A 22,548-nucleotide genomic window follows, 5' to 3' on the forward strand; every position below is an offset into this window, starting at 1 on the left:
GCGCTTCAGCCCGCCAGGAAGTCCGGCTGGCGAAACTTCTTCTCAAGAAACTGCCCGTTGGCCACCAGCGCGGCCGCGTCGCTCGAAGCCACGTTGGCGACGATCTCGCGCAGCTTGGCATCGAGCAGGCCCAGCTGTTCGCCGAGCAGCTGGCGCGCGGTCTTGCCGTCTTTCACGGCATGGGTGATGCGGAAGGCCGGCGGCAGCGCAACGTAGTTGGCGAGGGTTTCGGGCAGGTAGCGCAGCACGGTCTCGCGCACGGTGAACAGGTCATCGCCATGCGAGCCCGTACCGACGAGGCGCGGCAGCACCTCGCCCACCGAGCCGCGCACGTTGTCGAGGCTCTTGCGCATGTCTTCGGTGAGGTGCGGCTGCGCCTGCGCGACCACGCGGTCGAGGCGCTCCAGCGTCTGCTCGACGCTGAGGCTGTCTTCGATGCGGCGTTCGAGTTCGGGTGCCCTGCGGCCCAGCAGCCAGCCGGCCACGTACAGGCCGGCGGTGATCAGCAGCCACCCGCTGTCGATGACGCCAGCGAACAGCAGCGCCGGCCCCAGCAGTGCCAGCGCGCAGCCCAGGATGTTGCCGTTGCCGTAGAGAAACAGCAGCGCGCGCAGTTTGAGCGAGCGCTCCGGCATCACTGGTAGCCCCGGATTTCCTTGAACACCTGCCCCAGCTGCAGCTTGCGGCCGTCGAACTCGCGGCCGCCGGAGAGCTGCGCGATCTGCTGCATCTCGCTCACGTTCGCCTCGCCGAAGAGGATGGGGAAGATGCGCGCTGGCAGGCCGCCCGCCGCGTAGCGGTCGCGGAACTCGTGCGGCTTCAGGCCCGCGTTGTTCTCGCCGTCGGTCAGCAGCACGATGCTCACGAAGCGATCGGGCTCGCGCTGCTGTTCCTTGCGCGCCACTTCTTCGGCGGCAGCGAGCGCCGAGTAGATGGCCGTGCCGCCGTTGGCCGTCATCGCGTCGGCTTGCTGGCGCAGCGTGGCGCGGGCCGCGTCGATCCGGTCGGCGTCGAAGCGCACCCACACAGGCTCCTGCACCTCGGTGGAGAAAGTGATCAGCACCACGCGCTCGCGGCTCTGGAAGGCGCTGTAGCGGGCACTGGCGGTGGTGGCTTCGTCAGCACCCGAGAGCAGCTTGAGCGCCTCGCGCATCGAGGCCAGCCGCTTGCCCGCCATCGAGCCGCTGAGGTCGAGCACGAAGATCGAGGTGGCGGGTTTGCGCCATTTCGACTGGTAGGTGCCGAGCACCGCATCGATCACCTCCAGGCGGTTGGGAAAGCCCAGCTCGGCCACGGCGGCGGTAGGCAAGGCGCCGGCGGCGGCAACCTCGGGGTTGGCGGGGCGCAGGAACGCGGCCGACAGCGCATCGCGCTGGAACGGCGCGGCCTTCAGCGTGCCCACGAGCTGGGTGTAGGCCTCGCGCTTGTCGGCGTTGAGCAGCATCAGCGGGTAGTCGGCCGAGATCATGCCGTCGCGCGGGTAGATCAGCGTGAGCTGGTCGGCGGCGGGCAGCTTCTCATTGGCACGCAGGATCACGGCTTCGTAGTTGACCATCGCGTCGATGGCGGACGGGTCCTTGATGTAGGCGTCGGCCAGCCAGCCCGAGCTGCCGGCGGTGAGCTTCTGGCCGGAGAGAAAGGCCTTCAGCGTTTTCTCGTCCACGTCTTGCGCGGTCAGGTCTTCGGTCTTGCCCGCCAGCGCGGAGGCCACCGCGAACAACGCGCTCATGCCGGTGTTGGAGCTGGTGGCGTTGGTCATGCCGTAGCGCAGCTGGCCTGCGCCCGCGGCCTTCGCGATTTCGGCCCAGCCTGGCGGCTTCTTGTTCCAGCCGAGCTGCACGGCCTTGGCGCTCTTTACGCCGAGCGCAATGCGCGAATAGAAGAGCTTGTCGCGCGCCAGCGGCTTGGTCTGCAGCGCAAGCGCAGGATACGCGCCGTTGGGCGGCAGGATGGCGTCGAAGCGCTCGCCAGCGTTGATGCGCTCGACGATGTCGAGCGTGCCAGCGTACGAGAGCTTCACGTCCACACCGGCTGCCTTTGCGGCTGCGACGATGGGGGCTTCGAGGTCCTTGAGCTCCGAGCCCGCGAGGATGGTGAAGGTCGCGGTGGACGCCGTAGCCGGCGCTGCATTCATCGCCTGCGGCGGCTCTTCCTTGCCGCATGCAGCGAGGCCCAGTGCCAGGGCAGCCAGTGCGAACAGCCGCGTCAACCAGGGCAGCAAGCTCACAGCGCAACCTCGCCGCGCGGCGACTGCAGCGCCTCGGTCGTTTCCTGGCGGCGCACGCGGTCGAGGTAGGTGCGGCTCTTCGCAACTTCATTCGTCAGCGTGTCCACCGTGGTCTGCATGGAGTCAAGCGCCTTGCTCTTGAAGTCGGCAATCGTGTCCATGGTCTGGTAGATGTTGGCAAAGGCCTGCTGCAGCTTGGCGATCTCGATGGTGCTGGAGGCGGCCTGCTGGTGAATGGCGCTGCTCTGGTCGCGCAGCATCTCGCTGGTGCTGGCGATGAGGTTGCCGGTGGTGGCGTTGAGCGCGCTGATCTGGTCGAGCACCAGCTTCTGGTTGGACAGCGCCTGCGCGACGATCACGGCGGTGCGCAGCGCGGCCACAGTGGTGGTGGTGGCGCGGTCCACGCCCTTCATCAGCTCCAGGTTGTTCTTGCGGATCATGTCCAGCGCGAGGTAGCCCTGGATGTTCACCGCGAGCTGCGTGAGCAGGTCGGTGACCTTCTGGCGCGAATAGAAAAGCATTTCCTCGCGGATCACGCGGGCCTTCTCGGGGTCGGTGGCTTCCAGCGCACGGGCCTTGGCGTCGAGCTGGCCATCAAGGGCCTTGCCGATGTGCACGTATTTCTCGAGCCGTTCCATCAGCGTCCAGAGGTTGACTTTTTCCTGCTCGATGGCGGTGTTGTCGCGCAGCAGCTCGTCCTTGCCGCGCTTGAGCGATTCGATGATGGCGTTCAGGTGCGTCTGCGACGACTGGTAGCGCTCGAAGTAAGCGAGCAGCTTGTTGCCCAGCGGAATGATGCCGAGCAGCTTGCGCGCCGAGAACAGGTCGCCCTGCTTCGAGGGGTCGAGGTCTTCCACCTGGTGGCGCAGGTCGATCAGCGACTGGCCGATTTGCGCGCCCTTGTCGAACAGTCCGTTGCGCAGCGAACCCACGGGCCGGTCGAGCATGCGGTTGGAGACCGATGCAGAGGCCTCGATGTCCTTGTTGCCCATCGAGTGGATGCGCTCCACCGCTTCCTTGAACTGCGGATGCTGGCTGTCGTGCGCGGTGATGTCGTCGATGAAGCGCGCCACCTGCGCGTCGAGCTCGGCCACGTCCTCAGGCTTCAGCCGTACCTTGCCGCTGGCCGACTCGACCGGCACCAGGGCGACGGGCGCGGGCGGTTCGAGCGTGAAGGCCTGCGGTGGCTGCAGGTCGATGGGCGCGGGGGCTGTTGCGGTGGTGGTGGTTGCGGTGACAGGCGCGTTCATGAGGTCGTTCCTTGATTCGTTCATTCGTTCGGTTCGTTCACTTGAAGCGGGCTTCGATGCCCGTGGTCATCCGTTCGAGCCACTCGAAGCTCGGCGGGTCGATCACGTCGACCAGCACGTCAGGCACCTTCACGCCGCGCGCGGCCCAGGTTTCGGGGCCCTTGGTGTCGCCGCCGGTGCGGTAGCCGTATTCGTGTGCGAGCTCACGCAGGGCCGGGTCGTTCTCCAGTGCCGCGCCGAGCCGCGCGCCGCCGGGCGTGTAGGGCACCAGCACGTGCTTGGAGTAGACGGTGGGCTTGGGGTAGAGCAGCACCATGTCGCTCTTGAGGCGGTCGGGGTTCTTGAGCCAGAACTCGATCATTTGCGACTCGTAGGCCACCAGCAGCGGCGCCTTGCCCATGCCGAGCGCCAGGTAGTCTTCGAACGGCCCGGCCGACGATTGCTCCTGGAAGCCCTGGCGCAGGAAGAGCGGCGCAACCACGGGCATGACGCGGTCCACGTCTTCCTGGCTCTGCACGATCTGCTGGCTGTTGGCGAGGTAGCTCGCCAGCGCGAGGTACATCGCCGCCGAGTTGGAGGTGCGTACGTCGGTCGAGTTGATGAGCAGCGACTTGCTGGTGGAGAAAGCGCTGCTGGCCTTGAGCTCTTTCCAGCGCGTGCCCTTCTCGATCATGGCCATCAGGCCCGGCAGGTCGACCACGTAGTAGAAGTCGCCCTGCTTCTGCGCGATGCCGTTGGCCACGAGAATTTCCGCAATCGGCCGCCAGCTGGCCAGCACGATGGGCGTGTAGAACGGATTGAAGACATTCGGAGCCTTGGCCAGCGTCTTGAGCTGCGCCGCAGCGGGCGCGCCCGAGGGAAAGCCGAAGTCGAACTTGCTGGCGTCGTAGCGGCTGGCAATGGCGCGCGAGCCGGCCTTCTCGACGGTGACTGTGATGCCCTGCGCGGCCAGCGCCTTCTGCACGCGCGGGTCGGCGAAGAAGGTTTCTTTTTCTGAGCCGATCAGGCCGCGCAGCGTGACCTGTTTCTGCTGCTCGATGCGCGCAGCGGCGGCGGTGGCCGATTCATCGTGCAGGCGGGTGTTCGAATACCAGACGCCGGACCCGACCGCGGCCAGCAGGACGACGGCCAGCGCTGGTGCGATCAGCTTGCGGATTTCCAAATCTCATGCTCCTCGCCCCCTGTGAGCGGGGGTCGAGAAACATGCTAACTACCGAATATGACGGTTTGTGACAGTCAGATGTCGGTGGCTATTTCCTGGGTGATGCGCAGGAATTTCTCGATGTCGGCGACGGAATTGCAATGCAGCGGCGACACCCGCACGGTGCCCGCGAGCCCGAAGGATTCGAGCATGCGCTTCGAGTAGATGCTGATTGCCACACGCTCGTAGACGGTCACGCCGCGCTTGCCGTACTCGACCACTGCCTGCGTGCAGTCGATGCGGTCGAAGCCGATGCCCAGGATCAGGTCGCGCTTCGTCAGGTCTTCGTGGTCGAGGAAGACGTTGACGCCTCTCATCTCGCGCATGCCGGTGGCGTTCGCGTTGCCGTCGAGCAGCAGCGCCAGCAGCGCGCGCTCGTGCAGCTCGATGTGCGTGATGCCCGCGACGAACAATGCGCGGCGGTCGGTGGCATCGCTGAAGTGGCCACCAAGCCAGCAAACGTAGTCGACGATCTCGGTGAGCACCGCGAACTGCCACGGTGCGGCGCTGCCCAGGTCCCAGTAGTCGGGCTTCTTGCCCGCCAGCTTGTGGTGCGGCAGCACGGCCGCGCGCTCGGACACCCATGAGAGCCCCGAGCCCCGGCAGCCGAAGAACTTGTAGGGCGCGAGGTTGATGCCGTCCACCGGCGTCTTCTGCAGGTCGATGAGGCCGTGCGGCGCGTGCTGCACGGCGTCCACCAGGATGTACAGGTCGGGCTTGATCTCGCGCGCGCGGCGCACGATCTGGGCCATGTCGAGCTTGGCGCCGGAGATGTTCGACGCATAGATCACGTTGAGCAGGCAAGTGTCTTTGTCGACCAGCCGCACGATCTCTTCCACGTCCACACCGCCGGTGACGGGGTTGCTCTGCGCCACGCGCAGCTCGCGGCCCAGGCGCTGGGCGTAGAGGCTCATCGCATCGAAGGCCGACGGGTGTTCGAGCACAGTGGTGACCATGTTCGTGCCCGGCACGTTCTCGGCGATGGCGCGCACCATGTCGAACATGGCGCCCGAGGCGCTGAACGAGGCGTACACGCTGCCGCCCGTGGCGTTGAGGATGGTGCGCAGGTCGGCGCTGCCCTTGGCCTGGATGTCCTGCAGCTCGACGGCCGTGGCGTGGATGCGCTCAGCGTTGTCGGGAATGGCATCGACCTGCGCGAAGCGCTCGACCGCGGCCTTCAGGCGGAACGAGCCGCCGGCGTTGTCGAAGTACAGGCGCTCGCGGCCGTGGTGGTCATGGTCGACCTGCAGGAAGCGCGCTTTCACCTCGCGCATCAGCGCATCGGAAAAAGCCTGGCCGCGGTCGAGATCAGGAAGCTGGAGAGTCATCGCTCAGACGCCCTTGTTGTTCGGGTTCTTGTAGATCTCGCGCACCGCGTCCGTCATCGGGAAGTTGAGGTTCGCGTTCTTCGGCGGGATCGGCGAGAGGAACCACTTGCTGTAGAGCTGCTCGATGGCGCCCGACTTCATGAGGCCCGTGACGGTCTCGTCGACCAGCGCCTTGAACTGCGGGTCGTCCTTGCGCAGCATGATTCCGTAGGGCTCCTGGCGCAGCGATTCCTTCAGGATCTTGTAGTCGCCCGGGTTGGTCGCGCTGGCGATCATGCCGGCGAGCTGCACGTCGTCGAGCACATAGGCGTCGGCGCGGCCGGTGGACAACAGCAGGAAGCCGTCGGAAGTGTCCTTGCCGGCGATCTCGTTCACTTCGATGGTGCCGCTCTTGCGCGCGCCGCGCAGCAGCTGGATCGAGGTGCTGCCCGAGACGGTAGCCACGTTCTTGCCGTTGAGGTCGCCCAGTGCATTGATGCCCGAAGCCTTCTTCACCGCGGCGGTGATGTTGGTGACGAAATGGCTGGGCGCGAAGTCGACCTGCTGCTGGCGCTGCGTGGTGTTGGTGGTGGTGGCGCAGTCGAGGTCGACGGTGCCGTTCTGCAGCAGCGGAATGCGGTTGGTCGAATTGAGCATGGTGTAGCGCACCTCGATCTTGGCCAGGCCCAGCTTGGCCTTCACCGCATCGACGATCTTCAGACAGATGTCGTTGGTGAAGCCGATGGGTGCGCTGTCGGCGCTGAGCTTGTACGAGAACGGGATCTGGCTGTCGCGCGCGCCGATCTGGATCGTGCCGCTCTCCTTGATCTTCTGCAGCGTGCCGCCGTCCTGGGCGCTGGCGGCGCCGCAGGTGAAGGCAAAGACAAGTCCGAGCGCGAGGGGCAGTTTCTTGAAGTCCATGGAGAGTTCCTTGAAGAGTCGATGACGTTGGTCGAACGCGTTGGTTTTGGCGAATCTTCGGCTTCGCGATGAATTTCTAAAAGCGATTTTTTGTGATCGAATTGCATGAATAAAAGCGTTCTTTCGGCCAGCCTTCACAGGAGCAACGCACCGTGATGACCTTCAAGCAACTCGAAGCCCTGTACTGGATCGCCCGGCTCGGCGGCTTCGCGCAGGCAGCCAACCAGCTCAACACCTCGCAGTCGGCCATCTCCAAGCGGGTGCACGAGCTGGAGCAGCTGTTCGACACCGAACTGTTCGACCGCAGCCAGCGCGCCGCGCGGCTCACCGAGAAGGGCGAAGAGATGTTCGTGCTCGCCCGCAAGCTGCTGGAGCAGCGCGACGCCGCCGTCGAGCAGTTCGGCAAGCCCGGCGTGGTGGAACGCCGTATCCGCGTCGGCGTGACCGAGCTGACCGCGATGACGTGGCTGCCGCGGCTGGTCGGACTCATCCAGCAGCACTACCCCAAGGTGATCCTCGAGCCCGACGTGGACGACAGCCTGCAACTGCGCGACAAGCTGCTGGCCGACGAGCTCGACCTCGTCATCGTGCCCGACACCTTTGCCGACTCGCGCCTGCCGCACAAGGTCATCGGCCAGGTGAAGAGCGCGTGGATGTGCAAGCCCGGCGTGGTGCCAGCCAACGGCAGCACCGTGCGGCTGCACGAACTGGCGCGACACCGCATGCTGGTGCAGGGCAACAACTCGGGCACGGGCCGCGCCTACGACGCGTGGATGAAAGAGCAAGGCGTGCAGCCCGCCAACGTGATCGTGGTGAGCAACCTGGTGGCGCTGACCGGGCTCACGGTATCGGGGCTGGGCGTGAGCTACCTGCCGCGCGAGTGCCTGCAGCCGCTGGTGGCGGCGGGCATGCTTACGGTGATCGACGTGACGCCAGCCTTGCCGGTGGTGCGCTACGTGGCGATGCACAAGGGCGAACACCGCAGCGCGCTCACTTCGTCCATCGTGATGCTGGCGCAGGAATGCTGCGACTTCACTCGGATGTTCCAGGCGCAGGCGGATGAGGAGTCGGTGCGGGATTGATCGCGGGCGAGAGCGCCTGCCTCGTTGTCGTCAGAGCGTCAGAAAGGCGGCGATCAGCAATGCCACTGCAGCGACGATTGACGCCACGGCGCCGACCATGTTGCCGAGATAGACCAGCTTCCCCCACCCTGCCGTGCCTTCGGAAGACAGCCCACGCTGCCCCGAGATCGCCGCCAGCGGTGTCGACACGCAGAACCCGTAGGCCGACACGATCAGCGCAACGGCAATGAGCCAGAGCATCCATGCAGGAACGGTGAGCCAGGGCAGCACGGCCGCCGTCGCGAGCATCAGCGTCGCACCAATGGGCAGGCTCAGATGCGCGACGCGCCACGAGTTGACGATGTGAGCGGCGACTTCACGCTTGATCGCCTTCGCATAGGGTGCGCCCAGCAACAGCCCGAACAGGAGAACGATGGCGCCATGGAAGACGAGGTGACGCGCGGCGGGGTGCATGTATGCGGTGATGTGGCGATGGGAGCCACATCCTACCGAGCCGGACTTGTGTGGCGCCCCTGCGGGGAACGCCTCAGTCGTTGTGCTCGACGGGGGACAGGTCCGGGTGCAATTGCCGCAGCGCCAGCGACAACTGGAGCACTCGCTCCCGCGCCCCCGGCTCACCCCGGGCCAGTGCGCCCAATGCTGCTTCGTAGTCGTCAGTGAGCTGCTGCCACAGCTCGAAATCGGCGCCAAGGCCTTCAGCGTCCTTGTCCATCTTTGCTCCAAGTCGGAATTCGACGGCCGGTGAGTGCGTCAGTTTGACCGATTTTTGCCGGGAGCGTTAGAACTTTAGGGGTCGTGGGGTCATATCCAACTGGATACGACGCAATGCCAGTGCTGCAGCCGCTGACTTCGAGGGCCACCGATTCGGGGTTGTCCTTATGAAAATATCTTTCAAACAATCCAATAATTGACGTCAATATAGGCGGCGTTACGCGATATTTTCGTCAAATCAAGGAAATTAAGAAAAAGTCTTTCATTTCAGGCGCCTGCTTCCCGCTCACCGTCGCAAGACGACCATCAGAAAGTGCCCATGACCATCACCGTGACACGCCAGGATGCTCGCTACAACACCCTGAAAAAGGGTTTCAACCTGCGATGGCCTGCAACGGAGTCAGACGCCGCTTCGCGCATCGAACTGGCGGAGAACGCTGGCGATGCAGCCGCTGCCCTGCAGCGCATCGTCGATGCTGGCCTTCGGCCCACGTTGCGCAGCGGTGGGCATTGTTATGAAGACTTCGTCTCCAACAACCCCGACGGCGCGATCCTCGACCTGAGCCTGCTCAACCAGGCGAGCCCCACCAGCGGCGACGGGCGCTATCGCGTCGGCCCCGGCACGCAGAACTGGAACGAATACCTCGACCTGTACAAGCGCAGCAACGTCACGCTGCCTGGCGGCTCCTGCTATTCGGTCGGCGCGGGCGGGCACATTTGCGGCGGCGGCTATGGCCTGCTGTCGCGCCTGCAGGGGCTGACGGTCGATTGGCTTTCGGCGGTAGACATCCTCACGGTCGACTCCCGCGGCAAGGTAGTGCCACGCACCGTGGATGCGAGCCGCGAGCCCGATCTGTTCCGCGCATGCCGCGGCGCGGGCGGCGGCAACTTCGGCGCGATCACCAGCTATGTGTTCGACACCCTGCCGCCCGCGCCGCGCGAGGTCGCGCTGGCGGTGGTCGCGTTCGACTGGGCCACCATGACGCCCGAGCGCTTTGCCGCCCTGCTCTCCACCTACGGCGAATACTGGGCAACGCGCGGCAAATCGCCCGACACCTGGGGCATGTTCTCGCTGCTCAAGCTCACGCATCGCTCGTCGGGCCAGATCGTGATGCTGACGCAGTTCTGCAACCCCGACGGCACCTGCAACGACCTGACGGTGCTCAACGAATTCCTCGATCGCTTTCGCGCCTGCGCGCCGGTGCCCGCCAAGGGCCGTCCGCCAGGCGTGGGTCCGGCCCCGCAGCGCGATGCGGGGCAGTTACTGTGCTCCAAGCCACACACGGTGACACGCTACGACTGGCTCACGGCCACCCAGTACCTCAACGGCTCGGGCGACAACCAGCGCGGCAAATACAAGTCGGCCTACATGAAGCAGAACTTCAGCGCTCGCGAGGCGCAGCGCATCTACACGCACCTGACGCGCGTGATACCGGGTGTCGACCTCAGCCAGTCGCTGGTGCAGGTCGATTCGTACGGCGGCGCCGTCAACAAGCCCGAACGCATCGCCGACACCGCGGTGCCGCAGCGCGCTTCGATCATGAAGCTGCAGTACCAGACCTACTGGCGCGATGCGAAGGACGATGCCGGGCATCTGCGCTGGATCGGCGATTTCTTCCGCGACGTGTACGGCACGCCCGACGTACCCGAACGCTACGCCGGCACGCCCTACCCCGGCGAGCGCTACGAGGGCTGCTACATCAACTACCCGGACAGCGACATGCTGGCCTACCCGTTCTGGTCGCAGCTCTACTACGGCGACCAGGGGCTCTACGACCTTCTGCGGAAGGTGAAGCGTCGGTATGACCCGAACAACATCTTTCACCATGCAATGTCTGTGCGGCCTTGAGATGAGCCCTCGCTTTTGTTTGTGGCGCGATCACGCCGACGGGGGACATTCGCGGAGGGGAGTACCCGGTGTCATTCGCACACACCCTGAACAGCAACCACTGAGCCAAATCACAAGAGGAATCCCATGACACATCGCCCTCAACGCCGCACAGTCATGCAATGGATCGGCGGCACCTCCGCCCTCGGCGCCATGACGCCGTGGCTGCCCGCCAACGCACAAGCCCCGAGCCCGGCGGGAGCTCCGGTCAGCAACACACCAGCGCCGCGCTTCGCATATGTCGGCACCTACACCAGCGACGCACCGGGCGGCACGGCCGGCGGGCCCGCATCGAAGGGCATCTATGTGCTCGCCATCAACGACGGCAGCTGGACGCAAGTGCAAGCCGTTCCAAGCGCGAACCCTTCGTTTCTCGCGGTGCACCCCAGCCAGCGATTCCTGTACGCGATCAACGAAATCGACACCTACCAGGGCCTGCCCACCGGAACTGCCGAAGCCTATGCCATCGATGAACGCAGTGGCCGCCTGACGCTGATCAACCGCCAGCCACTGTCACTCTCAGGCGTGATCCCGGCGCATCTGGCCGTGTCGCCGGATGGCCGCGCGCTGGTGGTGGCGCTGTATGGCGGCGGCGCCTACAACGTGCTGCCGATCGGTGCTGACGGCACGCTGGGCAAGGTCTCGAGCATTGAAAAGGAAACCGGCTCCGGCCCCGACACCGAAAGGCAGGAATCGCCGCACCCGCACATGGTGCAGTTCGATGCCTCGGGCCAGCGCGTGCTCGCTACCGACCTCGGCAGCGACCGCATCAACGTCTTCACGCTCGCCGATGGCAAGCTGGCATTGCTCGGCCGCACGGCCACGCAGCCCGGCAGCGGCCCGCGCCACCTGGCGCTGCATCCGTCACAGCGCTTTCTCTATCTGGTGAACGAACTCGATGCCACCGTCGCCTGCTTCGGCTACGACGCGGCGAGTGGCAAGGTAGGCGAACAACGCCAGCAGATCTCGACCGTGCCGCAAGACTTCACCGGCCAGAAAAACTCGGCGGCACTGGTGATGCATCCCTCGGGGCAGTTTCTCTACGCGAGCAACCGCCGGCTGAAGTCGGAGCATCCGCTGGCCGACAGCATTGCAGCATTCCGCATCGACGCAACCAGCGGCACGCTGACACCGCTGCAGCACTGGAGCGAAGGCCTGCGCTTCCCGCGCGCGCTGGCGATGGCGCCCAGTGGCAGTCACCTCTACGCGCTCAGCCAAAAAGGCGACGCCATCCTGCGCCTGCGCATCGACCCCGCGAACGGCAAGCTGGACCAGCCGGTGCAGGTGGCACAAGTGCCGACACCGGTCTGCCTGGTGTTTGCCTAGTTAGCCCCGCGCGTGAGCATCCGGCCCGCGCGCGCCAGCACCCGTGCTTCGGCCTCGCCACCGCGGTAGGCCAGCACACCATTCACGAACACGCGCTCCACACCAAGGCTCACGCCGTGCGGCTGGTCGTAGGTGGCGGTGTCGGCGATGGTCTCGGGGTCGAACACCACCACATCGGCCATCGCGCCAGTTCGCAGCAGGCCACGATCGGCGATGCGCAGGTTGCGCGCGGTCATGCCAGTCATCTTGTGCACTGCCTGCTCCAGCGTGAATAGCCTGCGCTGGCGCCAGTAGCGCGCGAACACGCGCGGAAATGCGCCCCACAGGCGCGGATGCGGATGCCGGTCGTGCGGCAGGCCGTCGCTGCCGATCATGGTGAGCGGATGCGCGATGACGCGCTCCACGTCTTCTTCCTGCATCTGGAAGTAGCAGGCGCCGCCCGGTTTCAGGCGCAGGCAGGCTTCCTGCTCGGTGACGCCCCACTCTCGCGCGATGTCGGAGACCAGGCGCCCCGTCATCTCCGGATGCGGATCGGACCAAGTCAGCAGCACATCGATCACGCCATCGACAAGATCCTCGCGCAGCACGGTCGAGCCGGCCACGTAGGGATACACGTCCATCGCGATCTTCTGGCGCTGCGCCAGCGACTCGATCAGCGGCAGCGTCTCCTTGGTGCGGCCCCAGTTAGCAGGGCCGGCGCACTTGTGATGCGAGATGACGAGCGGCACGCCGGCGTTGAAGGCCGAGTCGCCGGCCTCGTGCAGCGCCTCGATGATCTGCTGCATCTCGCTGCGCAGATGCGTGGCGTACACGCCGCCGTGGCGGGCCACGACGCGCGCCAGCGCCGTTACCTCTTCGGCGGGCGCAGCAAAGGCCTCTTCGTAGAACAGTCCCGACGACATGCCGTGCGCACCGTCGGCCATGCAACTGTCGAGCAGCGCTTCCATGCGCGCCAGCTCGTCGGCGCTGGCAGGACGGTCCAGCGCTTCCATGGTCGCGAAGCGCAGCGTGGTGTGGCCGACCAGCGCTGCCACGTTGAGCGCCGGCTGCGTCGCATCGACGGCAGCGCGGTACTCGGCCATGGTCGCGTGCTTGAACGAATCGGCACCCAGCAGCGTGAGCGGCGGCAGCGACTGCGGCGTGCGGTAGGGCGCGAGCGAGATGCCGCAGTTGCCCGTCACCACCGTGGTGATGCCCTGCGACACCTTGGGCAGGCACAGCGGGTCGCGCAGCACGATGGCGTCGTCGTGCGTGTGCGCGTCGATGAAGCCGGGCGCGATGACCTTGGCGCGGCAGTCGACGACTTCGACGTCGGCCAGTGCAAGGCCATCGGGCAGCCGTTCGCGCAGGCCTTCGCCGAGTGCGACGATGCGGTCGCCCTGCAGCAGCACGTCGCCGGGCCACGAAGGGCCACCCGAGCCGTCGACCACGAGACCGGCTTCGAGCAGGATGGCTTTGCCCGTCGTCGTCGCGCTCACGATGCGGTTCCCTTTTTGCTATTGATGCCGCCGCCGTCCCAGCTTTGCAGCGGGTGCGTGGTGGCGTCGATGCCGTGGCGCTGAAAGGCCTCGCGCGCGCGCTGAAGGCGCTGCACCGCGGGCTCGCCGCGGCGCTGGGCCACGAGCACGGTAAGAATTTCGATGGCCGTGAGGTGCGTCAGGTAGGCGTCGATGCCCACGTGCATCACCGCGTCGTCGGGCACCGAAAGGCCAAGCAGAAAGTCGGCCTTGGCCGCGAGCGCCGTGCCGGGCCGCGTGAGCGCGACCACCTTGGCGCCCTGCCCGCGCGCAATGTCCACCGCATCGAGCAGCGAGGGCATGCCGCCCACGTGCGAGATGGCGATGACCACGCCGCCCGGCCGCTGCGCCGCACCGGCCACCTGTTGCAGGTGGTAGTCGGCCCAGGCATTGGCCGAGAGGCCCAGCCTGAAGAGCCGCGCCTGAAGGTCGTTGGCCATGAACCATGATGTGGCGCCCGCGCCGTACAGGTCCACGTGCGGCGCCGCCGCAATGGCCGCCACGGCGCCGTCGAGCACCTGCATGTCGAGCTGGCCACGCACGCCCGAGACCGAGGCTGCAGCGCTGCGCGCGATCTTGCCGACCACTTCGTCGGCCGCGTCCTCGATGTTCACGCGGCGGTGCAGCGGCGAGCCGCCGAGCGCCAGCTCCTGCGCGAGCGCGAGCTTGAACTCACGCAGGCCGGCAAAGCCGAGATCGCGGCAGGTGCGCATGATGGTGGGCACCGAGCTGCGCGAGCGTTCGGCCAATTGCTCGAAGCTTTCTTCGAGCACGCGGTCGGGGTCTTCGAGGATCAGGTCGAGAATCGCGCGCCGCGTCGCCGGGGCGTCGCTGCGGATCTGCGCGATTTTCTGAAGCAGGGAGGGTGTCATGCAGCGTGCTCAGAAGTGCATGGCGACGGCGTCGCTCACGCGGTAGTCGTTCTCGACCACAGGCATCCAGTGCCACTTGTCGAAAGTGGTGCAGGGATGCGAAATGCCGAGGCCGACGCGGTCGCCGACCTTGGGCGCTTCGGCTTCCTCGTTCGCATCCCAGCGCAGGTAGGCGTGCTGGTCGTTGAGCGCGGTGATCTTCCAGCCCGCAGGCACGGCCTGCGGCTGCAGCGCGCCGCGTGCCGCGCGTGCGATGGGCACGGGCAGCGAAAGATCAAAGGAGATGTCGCGCTTGCCGACCGCAAGAATCGCCAGGCCCGGCTCGGGGCGCGATTGCACCGTGGCCCAGACCTCCATCGCGGGTACCAGGCTCTCGCCACAACCGCAGCCCAGGCGCTCGTCGACCGCGCTCACCATGCGCTTGTAGAAACCATGGTCGTGCGTAACGTAGCAGCCCGAGCGCAGCAGGCCGCGCACCGGCGCGCCGAGCGCGGGCTTCAGGCGCCCAGCCACGAGATCGAAGATGGCGGAGCCACCGGCCGAAACCAGCACCTCGCCGGTCTCGAAAAGCTTTTCTGTGTCGCAATGGCGCGCTACCGCTTCCACGCGGTCCATCAGCGTCTTCGCGTAGGCCGCGTCGGGCTCGCTCTGGCCGGTGGCGCCCTGCCCTTCGTAGCACTCGATACCCACGAGCTTGACCGCATCGCTCGCACGCAGCCGCGTGGCCAGCTCCACCGCTTGCTCGTGCGTGCGGCAGCCGGTGCGCGCGCCGTCGACGCCGATCTCGATCATCACCTCGAAGGGCACGCTCGCGGGGTGGCGCTTCGCCCAGTCCTCGATCAGCGCGAGCTGCGCCAGCGAATCGACCAGGAACACGATGCGCAGGTCGACATGCTCGCTCAGCAGCATCTGGATGCCCGCGAGGTCTTCGTCGCTCACCACCTGGTTGGCGATGACCGTGCGGCGAGCGCCTGCCGCCACGCCAACAGCCAGCTGCGTGACTGTGGCAAAGGTCAGGCCCCACGCGCCGGCGTCGAGCTGGCGCTGGAAGAGCTGCGGCGACATGGTGGTCTTGCCATGCGGCGCGAGGTCGATGCCCCACTCGCGCACGCGCGACTGCATCCACGCGAGGTTGTGTTCGAGCGCCTCGCGCTTGAGCACAGCCAGTGGCAGCGGCAGGTCACCGGCGAGCACGTTCCATCCGGCAGCGCCGATCTCGCTGCGGCGGCGCGGCGCCTGGGTGCGCGGGTAGCCCTTGAAGTTGCTGCCCAGCAGCGGGTCGTTGAAATCGTTGGCGGCGACGGCTTTGTCAGTCATGGTCTATGCGGCAATGTTGGAGAGCAGTTCTTTGCGGATGCAGGCGCTGTAGTGTCCTGCCGAAATTTCTTCGAGCGGCGGCACGGTCTGCGCGCAGGCTTCGATGGCATGCGGGCAGCGCGTACGAAACACGCAGCCCGAGGGTGGCGATATGGGACTGGGAATGTCGCCCTTGAGCGCAATGCGCTCGGTCGCCACCTCGGGGTCGGGCTTCGGGCTCGCAGCCAGCAGCGCCTGCGTGTAGGGGTGCGAGGGCCGCGCGAACAGCTCCTCGGTGGTGGCGACTTCCATCACCTTGCCCAGGTACAGCACCACCACGCGGTCGCACAGGTACTCGACCACGTCGAGGTCGTGCGATATGAAGAGCATCGTCAGGCCCAGCCGCTCGCGCAGGTCGGCCAGCAGGTTGATGACCTGCGACTGGATGGACACGTCGAGCGCCGACAGCGGCTCGTCGGCCACGATGAATTCGGGCTCCACGGCCAGCGCGCGCGCCACGCCGATGCGCTGGCGCTGCCCGCCCGAGAACTCGTGAGGAAAGCGGCTCGCATGCTCGGCGCGCAGGCCCACGGTCTCGAGCAGTTCGGCAATGCGCTTGTCGCGCGCCGCCGCGCCCTTGTGCAGGCCGTGCGTGGACAGCGCCTCGCCGAGGATGGCGCTGATGCGCATCTTCGGGTTCAGGCTGGCGTACGGGTCCTGGAAGATGATCTGCAGCTTGCTGCGCAGCTTGCGCATGCGCTCGCCCGACAGCGTGCCGATGTCGTCGCCCCGGTACAGCACTTGCCCGCTGGTGCGTTCGAGCAGGCGCAGCACGGTGCGGCCGATGGTGCTCTTGCCCGAGCCCGATTCGCCGACCAGGCCCAGCGTTTCGCCGGGCTGGATGGCGAACGACACGTCGTCGACCGCACGCACCGGGCGGTCGCTGCTGCCGAAGTATTTCTTGAGTCCGCGGACTTCGATGAGGGGAGCTGCGGTGGTCATCGTGGGTATTCGGTATTGGCTCCTTCTCCCGCTTGCGGGAGAAGGCGGGGGATGAGGGTGCATGCGAAGGCCGCTGGGGTCACCCTCACCCCAGCCCTCTCCCGCAAGCGGGAGAGGGAGCAAGACGGAGGCGGCGTGCGCGTCATGCGACCCTCGCCAATGGTTGCGCCGGCTGCACGCGGATGCAGCGCGCCTGGCGGCCGTGGTGCGTTTCGATCAGCGGTGGCATCTCGGCGGCGCAGCCGGCCAGCGCGAGGTCGCAGCGCGGCTCGAAGGCGCAGCCCGGCGGCGGTGCCAGCGGGCTCGACACCTGGCCGCGAATGGCGAACAGGCGCTTGGGCTTGGGCTGGCCGGGCAGGCGCGCCTTGCCCGGCAGGCAGGCCAGCAGGCCCTGCGTGTAAGGATGCTCGGGCTGCGCGAACAGCGGCCGCACCGGCGCGCTTTCGACCACGCGGCCCGCATACAGCACCACCACGTCGTCCGCATGGTGCGCGACCACGCCGAGGTTGTGCGTGATGAAGAGGATGCTCATGCCCGTCTCGGCCTGCAGCCGGCGCATGAGTTCGAGAATCTGCGCCTGGATGGTCACGTCGAGCGCGGTGGTGGGCTCGTCGGCGATCAGCAGCGTCGGGTCGCAGGCCATGGCCAGCGCGATCATCACGCGCTGGCGCATGCCGCCCGAGAGCTGGTGCGGATACTCGTGAATGCGCTGCGCGGCGGCCGGTATCTCGACCAGCTCCAGCATGCGCAGTGCGTGCGCCAGCGCTGCCTTGCGGTCGAGGCCCTTGTGCAGCCGCACGCTTTCCGCGATCTGCTCGCCGATGGTGAACACCGGGTTCAGGCTGGTCATCGGCTCCTGGAAGATCATCGACAGCTGGTTGCCGCGCAGCGAGCGCATCTCGCGCTCGCCAATCTGCAGCAGGTCGAGCGTCTTGCCTTCGCGCGTCACGAACGAGGCGCTGCCGCTGACCTGCGCGTTCGCGGTCTTGGGCAGCAGGCGCATCAGCGTGAGGCTGGTGACCGACTTGCCCGAGCCCGATTCGCCGACCAGCGCGGTCGTCTTGCCGGGCTGGATGGAAAAGCTCACGTCGGCCACCGAACGCACGAGGCCGTCTTCGGTGGGGAAGCTGGTGCTCAGGTTGCTGACCGTGAGACGCGGGGTGTTGTTGGCGTTGTTCATCACGATGTCTTCTTGAGCTTCGGGTCGAGCAGGTCGCGCACGCCGTCGCCCAGCAGTTGCAGTGACAGCGCCGTGAAGATGATCGCGAGCCCCGGGAACAGCACCACCCAGAAGGCTTGGTGCGCGTACTGCTGGCTGCCCGCGACCATGGTGCCCCAGGTCGGGATCTCGGGCGGCACGCCGACGCCGAGGAAGGAGAGCCCCGCCTCCGCCAGGATGGCGTACGCGAAGATGAACGACACCTGCACAAGGATCGGCGACATCAGGTTCGGCAAGATGTGCCGCCACAGGATGCGCGAGGTGCGCACGCCTAGCGCGCGCACCGCTTCGACGAACAGCAGCTCGCGCACCACCAGCGTCGAGGCCCGCACCACCCGCGCCACGCGCGGCGTGTAGACCAGCACCAGCGCCAGCACGGTGTTCATCAGCGAGGGCCCGAGGATGGCCACCAGCGCAATGGCCAGCAGGATGTCGGGGAAGGACATCATCGCGTCGACCACGCGCATCAGCGGCGCGTCGAGCCGGCGGAAGAAGCCGGCCATCAGGCCCAGCACCGTGCCGGCAATGACCGCGCCCAGCGCGGTGAGCGCCGCGATGGCCAGCGAATAGCGCGCGCCGTGCACGATGCGCGAATACAGGTCGCGGCCCAGTTCATCGGTGCCGAGCAGATGCTCGGCGCTCGGCGCCTTCAGGCGCTCCAGCACGGCCGTGTCGTTGGGGTCGATGGAGGCGAACAGCGGCGCTCCGATCGCGAGCACCGCGATCACCAGCAGCACCAGGGCAGAAACCATCACGATGCGGCGATGCATCAGCTGACGGAGCATTCGGGGCATACGCATCGCTCAGACCTTCACGCGCGGATCGACCACGGCATACAGCAGGTCGATCGAGAAATTGATGAGCACATAGATCGCGGCAATCACGAGCAGCGCACCTTGAATGACGGGGTAGTCGCGCCGCAGCACGGCACTGACCACGAGGTTGCCGACACCCGGCAGGCCGAACACGGTCTCGGTGATGACGGCGCCGCCGATCATCAGAGCCACCGTGAGGCCGATCACCGTGACGATGGGCACCAGCGCGTTGCGCAGCGCGTGCTTGAGCACCACCGTGCTTTCGCTCAGGCCCTTGGAGCGCGCGGTGCGCACATAGTCTTCACCGAGTACGTCGAGCATGGAGGCGCGCGTGAAGCGGATGATGAGCGCCGAATTCAGCAGGCCCAGCACCGTCGCCGGCAGCACCAGCGAATGCAGCCGCTCGGCCAACGCCGCATCTGGCGCGCCGTAGCCCGACACCGGGAACCAGCCGAAGGACACGGCAAAGATCTGGATCAGCACGATGCCGAGCCAGAAGCTCGGAATGCTCGCTCCCAGCATCGCGACGCCGGTGAACAGCTGGTCGATAACGCGGCCTCGGAACACGGCGGAGACGATGCCGCACGGAACGCCGATCAGCGCCGCGATGGCCACCGCCATCAGCGCGAGCAGCGTGGTGGGTTCGGAGCGCTCCCACAGCGCCTGCGTCACGGGGCGCTGCAGGAAGATGGAAGTGCCCAGGTTGCCCTGCAGCACCTCGCGCAGCCAGTAGCCGAACTGCACGGGCAGCGGCTTGTCGAGGCCGTACTCCTTCTGCACGCGGGCGATGTCGGCCGCGGTGGCCTGGTCGCCCAGCAGCACCGAAACCGGATCGCCCGAGGCCGCGCGCGTGAGCACGAAGACGAGCACCGCCACGATGGCGAGCACGACGAGCATGCCGGCCGCGCGGGAGGCGATGTAGCGGAACATCGATTTCTTCATCACGCGGAAAACTCGATAGCGGCGGCGCTGCCCACTGCAACGTACTGGCCGGTGAACTTGATGTCGCCGCCCTGCACGCGGAAGACGGTGACGTTGTCGCCCTGCTTGTTGTGGCACACGTAGAGGAACCTGCCGCTCGGGTCGAGCGTGCAGCTGCGCGGGTAGTTGCCGCGCGACCACTCCTCGCGCACCAGCGTGGGTGCGCCGGAGCGTGCGCCGATTTTGAAGAGCGAGATCGAATCGTGCAGGCGATTGAGCGACACGAAGTGCTGGCCGTCCGGCAGCATGCGGATGCCCGATGCGTAGCTGGTGCCCTTGAAGCCCTTGGGCAGCGCCGAGGTTTCGCTCACCAGCGTGAGCACACCCGTGGCGTTGTCGTAGCGCAGAAAGGCGATGGTCGATGCCTCTTCGTTCGCCAGGTAGAGCCATTTGCCGTTCGGATGAAAAACGAAATGCCGCGCGCCCGAGCTTTCCGACACCGCCACCGTGCTGGGTTGGCTCAGCACGCCGGTGATGCGGTCGAAGCGGTAGGAGATGACGCGGTCCAGCCCGAGGTCGGCCACCAGCACGAAGTTGCCCTTCGGGTCGGCGTGCACCATGTGCGCGTGCGGGCCGTCGTGGTCGCTGGTGGCAAAGCCTTCGTGCGAGCGCGCGGCTGCAGGCACCACGTCGGCGCCGGGCTTGCAGGGCGTGGATGCGCCGCAGGCCTCGATGTCCTTGTAGACGACTGCGGGAACATTGGCATCGGGCGTGCCGTCGGCGCGCAGCGCGATCACGCTGACGTCGCCGCTCGCGTAGTTGGCCGTGAAGAGAAAGCGGCCGTCGGGGTGCACGCTGATGTAGGCCGGGTCCTTGCCGCCGCAGGCCGTCTCGGAGACGAACGACAGCGCGCCGTCCGCGCCAATGCGAAAGGCCGAGACCGAGCCGGCCTCGAACTCGTTGGCCGCATAGAGCATCGGCAGCTTCGGGTGGCGCGCGAGCGACGCGGGGTTGCGCAGCTTCGCGCCCTCGCCCGCACTGGTCACCGCCGGTGGCGCGCCGGGGATGGGCTTGAGCGCACCGGTGGCGCTGTCGAGCACGAACTGGTGTACGCCCAGTCCGCGACCGCCGCGCCACGGCTTGCCGCCGTCGCTGTAGGTGCCGACGTAGGCGTAGACGGGGCCGGAGGTTGCGGCCTGGACGGTGGAGGCCATGGACGAATTGAAGCCGAGGGCTCCGAGGCCGGAGGCCAGTGCGCTGGCTTGCAGAAGTTGGCGACGCGATGGCATGGCTGGTATCCCTGCCTTACTTGATCTTCGCGTTCCAGAAGAACGGCCAGGTCGCGGGCGTGTAGTTGTCCAGCGCCGGGCTCTTGGCCGAGAGGCCGTTGAACTTGCCTACGTTGATGTACGGCACTTCGTCATACACGACCTGCTGCACCTTGCCCCACAGCGCACCGCGCTTGGCAGGGTCGCTCTCGACATTGAAAGCCTGCAGCGCCGACTTCTTGGCGGGCGAATCCCACCAGCCGGGCGCGCCGTCGCCGAGTTGCGGCGGCGAGAGCATCGGCTCGGGGAACTGGCCCGAGTGGGTGACGTAGATGTCCCACAGCTTGGCGTCGTTGCGGCGCTGCACCAGCGTGGCCCAGTCGACCACGTTGAGGTCGACCTTGAAGCCGGCGCGCTTGAGCTGCTCGGCCATCAGCAGCGCCATGTTGTAGTGAAAGTCGTACTGGCGGCTGGTGAGCACGCGGATCGGCTCGCCCTTGTAGCCGGCCTTGGCCGCGGCTTCCTTGGCCTTGGCGGCGTTGCGCTGGTTGTACTGGTCGGCACCGGCGGTCGAATAGAACGGCGAGCCCTTGGGGAAATGGTTGCCCTCGGCCACGAAGAAGCGCGTGTCGCCGAAGCCGGCCGCGAGCATTTCGCCTTCGCCCAGCGCGGTCTGGATCGCCTGGCGCACCGGCTGGCTGGCGGCCACGCCTTCCTTGGTGTTGAGCACGAGGTACGGGAAGCCGAACGAGGGCGTCATGATCGGTACGGTCTTGCCGCCCGACTTCTCAAGGCGCGGCAGGGCTTCCACCGGCAGCAGGTCGGCAAAGTCGTACTGGCCGGCCAGCGCGCCTTCGACGCGCGTGCTGGCGTTGGGCACGGGCACGAAGCGCAGCTCTTCGATGGCCGCTTCGCGCTTGCCGCCGTAGCCGCTTGCGGGCTCCTTGCGCGCCGCGTACTTGTCGAAGCGCGTGAGCAGCACGAACTGGTCGGGGCGGCGCTCCTTGAACTTGTAGGGGCCGGTGCCGACGAAGTCTTTCAGCGGCGAGGCGATCGAATCCTTGGCCATGATGGCGGCCATGCCGCTGGGCAGCGCGAGCTGCGAGAGCAGCGGTGCATAGGGTTCCTTCAGCACCACCTCGACGGCCAGCGGGCCCTTGGCCTTGAGGCTGTCGATTTCCTTGCCCACGGCCTTGCCGCGCGGCGACTGTTCCATCCAGCGCTGCAGGCTGGCCACCACATCGTCAGCCGTGAGTTCGCGGCCGTTGTGCAGCATCACGCCGCGGCGCAATGTGATGGCGTAGGTCTTGCCGTCGGCCGAGATCTTCGGCATGCCCTCGGCCAGCATCGGCACCACGTTCCACTTGGCGTCGAAGGTGTAGAGCGTCTCGTACACGTGCTGCATGATGGTTCCGACCAGGTCGGCGGTCGAGGCCATCGGGTCGAGCGTCTGCGGCTCGGCCACCATCGCCAGCGTGGCGAAGTTGCGCGGGCCCTGGGCCTGGGCGCTCTGGTAGGGCAGCGCGGCGCACAGCATCGCGAGCAGGGAGGCACCCAGCAGGCTGCGCTTCGACAGCATGGGCAGGCGCTGGACAAGACCGACGTGGGGCATGGGGAACTCCTTCATGGGGCGGGCGAGTTTGTGAAAGAAAATTTCTCTTCGGCCCGGACTTTGAAGCAGTATTCATGCCAAATCATCCGTGTTAACCCTCGATAAAGGGTTTT

The 22,548-nt window shown here is 66.6% G+C and carries 20 protein-coding genes; 3 read left to right on the forward strand and 17 right to left on the reverse strand.

Going from position 1 to position 22,548, the window contains the following annotated elements; all coding sequences use genetic code 11:
- Window positions 1-5: 5 nt before the first annotated feature.
- The 6 genes from NWF24_RS25080 to NWF24_RS25105 form a co-directional block, all read right to left on the reverse strand.
- The gene (locus NWF24_RS25080; protein WP_258350912.1) at window positions 6-635 is read right to left on the reverse strand and encodes a hypothetical protein; all 630 of its coding nucleotides are present in this window, start codon (window positions 633-635) and stop codon (window positions 6-8) included.
- Window positions 635-2,227 carry a vWA domain-containing protein gene (locus tag NWF24_RS25085; RefSeq protein WP_258350913.1) on the reverse strand — a complete coding sequence of 531 codons (1,593 nt, stop codon included), beginning with the start codon at window positions 2,225-2,227 and terminating at the stop codon, window positions 635-637. Before NWF24_RS25085 ends, NWF24_RS25080 begins: the two co-directional genes overlap by 1 nt.
- Window positions 2,224-3,477, reverse strand: a complete 1,254-nt coding sequence (locus tag NWF24_RS25090; RefSeq protein ID WP_258350914.1) for a toxic anion resistance protein — start codon at window positions 3,475-3,477, stop codon at window positions 2,224-2,226. Before NWF24_RS25090 ends, NWF24_RS25085 begins: the two co-directional genes overlap by 4 nt.
- 37 nt (window positions 3,478-3,514) lie before the next feature.
- On the reverse strand, window positions 3,515-4,639 hold the full coding sequence (locus NWF24_RS25095; RefSeq protein ID WP_258350915.1) for a hypothetical protein: 1,125 nt from the start codon (window positions 4,637-4,639) through the stop codon (window positions 3,515-3,517).
- Window positions 4,640-4,713: 74 nt separating this feature from the next.
- On the reverse strand, window positions 4,714-6,006 hold the full coding sequence (locus NWF24_RS25100; RefSeq protein ID WP_258350916.1) for an aminotransferase class V-fold PLP-dependent enzyme: 1,293 nt from the start codon (window positions 6,004-6,006) through the stop codon (window positions 4,714-4,716).
- A gap of 3 nt (window positions 6,007-6,009) precedes the next feature.
- The gene (locus NWF24_RS25105) at window positions 6,010-6,906 is read right to left on the reverse strand and encodes a transporter substrate-binding domain-containing protein (protein WP_258350917.1); all 897 of its coding nucleotides are present in this window, start codon (window positions 6,904-6,906) and stop codon (window positions 6,010-6,012) included.
- A gap of 155 nt (window positions 6,907-7,061) precedes the next feature.
- Here NWF24_RS25105 and NWF24_RS25110 point away from each other — a divergent pair, with 155 nt between their 5' ends.
- On the forward strand, window positions 7,062-7,988 hold the full coding sequence (locus NWF24_RS25110; RefSeq protein ID WP_258350919.1) for a LysR family transcriptional regulator: 927 nt from the start codon (window positions 7,062-7,064) through the stop codon (window positions 7,986-7,988).
- A 30-nt stretch (window positions 7,989-8,018) separates the two neighbouring features.
- Here NWF24_RS25110 and NWF24_RS25115 read toward each other — a convergent pair whose 3' ends face one another.
- Both NWF24_RS25115 and NWF24_RS25120 read right to left on the reverse strand, forming a co-directional pair.
- Entirely contained in the window at window positions 8,019-8,441 is a 423-nt protein-coding gene (locus NWF24_RS25115; RefSeq protein WP_258350920.1) for a hypothetical protein, read from the reverse strand.
- Window positions 8,442-8,514: 73 nt separating this feature from the next.
- The gene (locus tag NWF24_RS25120; protein ID WP_258350921.1) at window positions 8,515-8,700 is read right to left on the reverse strand and encodes a hypothetical protein; all 186 of its coding nucleotides are present in this window, start codon (window positions 8,698-8,700) and stop codon (window positions 8,515-8,517) included.
- Between the two features lie 318 nt (window positions 8,701-9,018).
- Between NWF24_RS25120 and NWF24_RS25125 the strand changes: the two genes are divergently transcribed.
- Both NWF24_RS25125 and NWF24_RS25130 read left to right on the forward strand, forming a co-directional pair.
- The gene (locus NWF24_RS25125) at window positions 9,019-10,548 is read left to right on the forward strand and encodes an FAD-binding oxidoreductase (protein WP_258350922.1); all 1,530 of its coding nucleotides are present in this window, start codon (window positions 9,019-9,021) and stop codon (window positions 10,546-10,548) included.
- 126 nt (window positions 10,549-10,674) lie between these two features.
- Complete coding sequence (locus tag NWF24_RS25130) at window positions 10,675-11,913, forward strand: lactonase family protein (RefSeq protein ID WP_258350923.1); 1,239 nt, start codon at window positions 10,675-10,677, stop codon at window positions 11,911-11,913.
- Here NWF24_RS25130 and NWF24_RS25135 read toward each other — a convergent pair.
- The 9 genes from NWF24_RS25135 to NWF24_RS25175 form a co-directional block, all read right to left on the reverse strand.
- A complete protein-coding gene (locus NWF24_RS25135; protein ID WP_258350924.1) occupies window positions 11,910-13,391 on the reverse strand; it encodes an N-acyl-D-amino-acid deacylase family protein in 1,482 nt (493 codons plus the stop codon). The genes NWF24_RS25130 and NWF24_RS25135 overlap by 4 nt on opposite strands.
- Window positions 13,388-14,302 carry a MurR/RpiR family transcriptional regulator gene (locus tag NWF24_RS25140; protein ID WP_258350925.1) on the reverse strand — a complete coding sequence of 305 codons (915 nt, stop codon included), beginning with the start codon at window positions 14,300-14,302 and terminating at the stop codon, window positions 13,388-13,390. Before NWF24_RS25140 ends, NWF24_RS25135 begins: the two co-directional genes overlap by 4 nt.
- Window positions 14,303-14,311: 9 nt before the next feature.
- Window positions 14,312-15,619, reverse strand: a complete 1,308-nt coding sequence (locus NWF24_RS25145) for an amino acid deaminase (protein WP_258350926.1) — start codon at window positions 15,617-15,619, stop codon at window positions 14,312-14,314.
- A gap of 3 nt (window positions 15,620-15,622) precedes the next feature.
- Entirely contained in the window at window positions 15,623-16,600 is a 978-nt protein-coding gene (locus tag NWF24_RS25150; protein ID WP_258350927.1) for an ABC transporter ATP-binding protein, read from the reverse strand.
- 142 nt (window positions 16,601-16,742) lie between these two features.
- Window positions 16,743-17,780, reverse strand: coding sequence for an ABC transporter ATP-binding protein (locus tag NWF24_RS25155; protein ID WP_258350928.1), 1,038 nt, complete (start codon window positions 17,778-17,780; stop codon window positions 16,743-16,745).
- The gene (locus NWF24_RS25160) at window positions 17,780-18,619 is read right to left on the reverse strand and encodes an ABC transporter permease (protein ID WP_093048736.1); all 840 of its coding nucleotides are present in this window, start codon (window positions 18,617-18,619) and stop codon (window positions 17,780-17,782) included. Before NWF24_RS25160 ends, NWF24_RS25155 begins: the two co-directional genes overlap by 1 nt.
- Window positions 18,620-18,622: 3 nt before the next feature.
- Window positions 18,623-19,564 carry an ABC transporter permease gene (locus NWF24_RS25165; RefSeq protein ID WP_258355349.1) on the reverse strand — a complete coding sequence of 314 codons (942 nt, stop codon included), beginning with the start codon at window positions 19,562-19,564 and terminating at the stop codon, window positions 18,623-18,625.
- Between the two features lie 11 nt (window positions 19,565-19,575).
- Window positions 19,576-20,844, reverse strand: a complete 1,269-nt coding sequence (locus NWF24_RS25170; protein ID WP_258350929.1) for a lactonase family protein — start codon at window positions 20,842-20,844, stop codon at window positions 19,576-19,578.
- A gap of 16 nt (window positions 20,845-20,860) precedes the next feature.
- Window positions 20,861-22,435: an ABC transporter substrate-binding protein gene (locus NWF24_RS25175; RefSeq protein WP_258350930.1), complete on the reverse strand. Its 1,575-nt coding sequence runs from the start codon at window positions 22,433-22,435 to the stop codon at window positions 20,861-20,863.
- Window positions 22,436-22,548 lie beyond the last annotated feature (113 nt).

Source organism: Variovorax paradoxus (assembly GCF_024734665.1).
Lineage (GTDB): Bacteria > Pseudomonadota > Gammaproteobacteria > Burkholderiales > Burkholderiaceae_C > Variovorax.

What these genes read in the sequence shown, in the direction of transcription:
- NWF24_RS25080 (WP_258350912.1), bottom strand. Translation starts at nt 635, where the DNA reads ATGCCGGAGCGCTCGCTCAAACTGCGCGCGCTGCTGTTTCTCTACGGC.
- NWF24_RS25090 (WP_258350914.1), bottom strand. Translation starts at nt 3,477, where the DNA reads ATGAACGCGCCTGTCACCGCAACCACCACCACCGCAACAGCCCCCGCG.
- NWF24_RS25100 (WP_258350916.1), bottom strand. Translation starts at nt 6,006, where the DNA reads ATGACTCTCCAGCTTCCTGATCTCGACCGCGGCCAGGCTTTTTCCGAT.
- NWF24_RS25105 (WP_258350917.1), bottom strand. Translation starts at nt 6,906, where the DNA reads ATGGACTTCAAGAAACTGCCCCTCGCGCTCGGACTTGTCTTTGCCTTC.
- NWF24_RS25110 (WP_258350919.1), top strand. Translation starts at nt 7,062, where the DNA reads ATGACCTTCAAGCAACTCGAAGCCCTGTACTGGATCGCCCGGCTCGGC.
- NWF24_RS25115 (WP_258350920.1), bottom strand. Translation starts at nt 8,441, where the DNA reads ATGCACCCCGCCGCGCGTCACCTCGTCTTCCATGGCGCCATCGTTCTC.
- NWF24_RS25120 (WP_258350921.1), bottom strand. Translation starts at nt 8,700, where the DNA reads ATGGACAAGGACGCTGAAGGCCTTGGCGCCGATTTCGAGCTGTGGCAG.
- NWF24_RS25125 (WP_258350922.1), top strand. Translation starts at nt 9,019, where the DNA reads ATGACCATCACCGTGACACGCCAGGATGCTCGCTACAACACCCTGAAA.
- NWF24_RS25130 (WP_258350923.1), top strand. Translation starts at nt 10,675, where the DNA reads ATGACACATCGCCCTCAACGCCGCACAGTCATGCAATGGATCGGCGGC.
- NWF24_RS25140 (WP_258350925.1), bottom strand. Translation starts at nt 14,302, where the DNA reads ATGACACCCTCCCTGCTTCAGAAAATCGCGCAGATCCGCAGCGACGCC.
- NWF24_RS25145 (WP_258350926.1), bottom strand. Translation starts at nt 15,619, where the DNA reads ATGACTGACAAAGCCGTCGCCGCCAACGATTTCAACGACCCGCTGCTG.
- NWF24_RS25150 (WP_258350927.1), bottom strand. Translation starts at nt 16,600, where the DNA reads ATGACCACCGCAGCTCCCCTCATCGAAGTCCGCGGACTCAAGAAATAC.
- NWF24_RS25155 (WP_258350928.1), bottom strand. Translation starts at nt 17,780, where the DNA reads ATGAACAACGCCAACAACACCCCGCGTCTCACGGTCAGCAACCTGAGC.
- NWF24_RS25160 (WP_093048736.1), bottom strand. Translation starts at nt 18,619, where the DNA reads ATGCGTATGCCCCGAATGCTCCGTCAGCTGATGCATCGCCGCATCGTG.
- NWF24_RS25165 (WP_258355349.1), bottom strand. Translation starts at nt 19,564, where the DNA reads ATGTTCCGCTACATCGCCTCCCGCGCGGCCGGCATGCTCGTCGTGCTC.
- NWF24_RS25170 (WP_258350929.1), bottom strand. Translation starts at nt 20,844, where the DNA reads ATGCCATCGCGTCGCCAACTTCTGCAAGCCAGCGCACTGGCCTCCGGC.
- NWF24_RS25175 (WP_258350930.1), bottom strand. Translation starts at nt 22,435, where the DNA reads ATGCCCCACGTCGGTCTTGTCCAGCGCCTGCCCATGCTGTCGAAGCGC.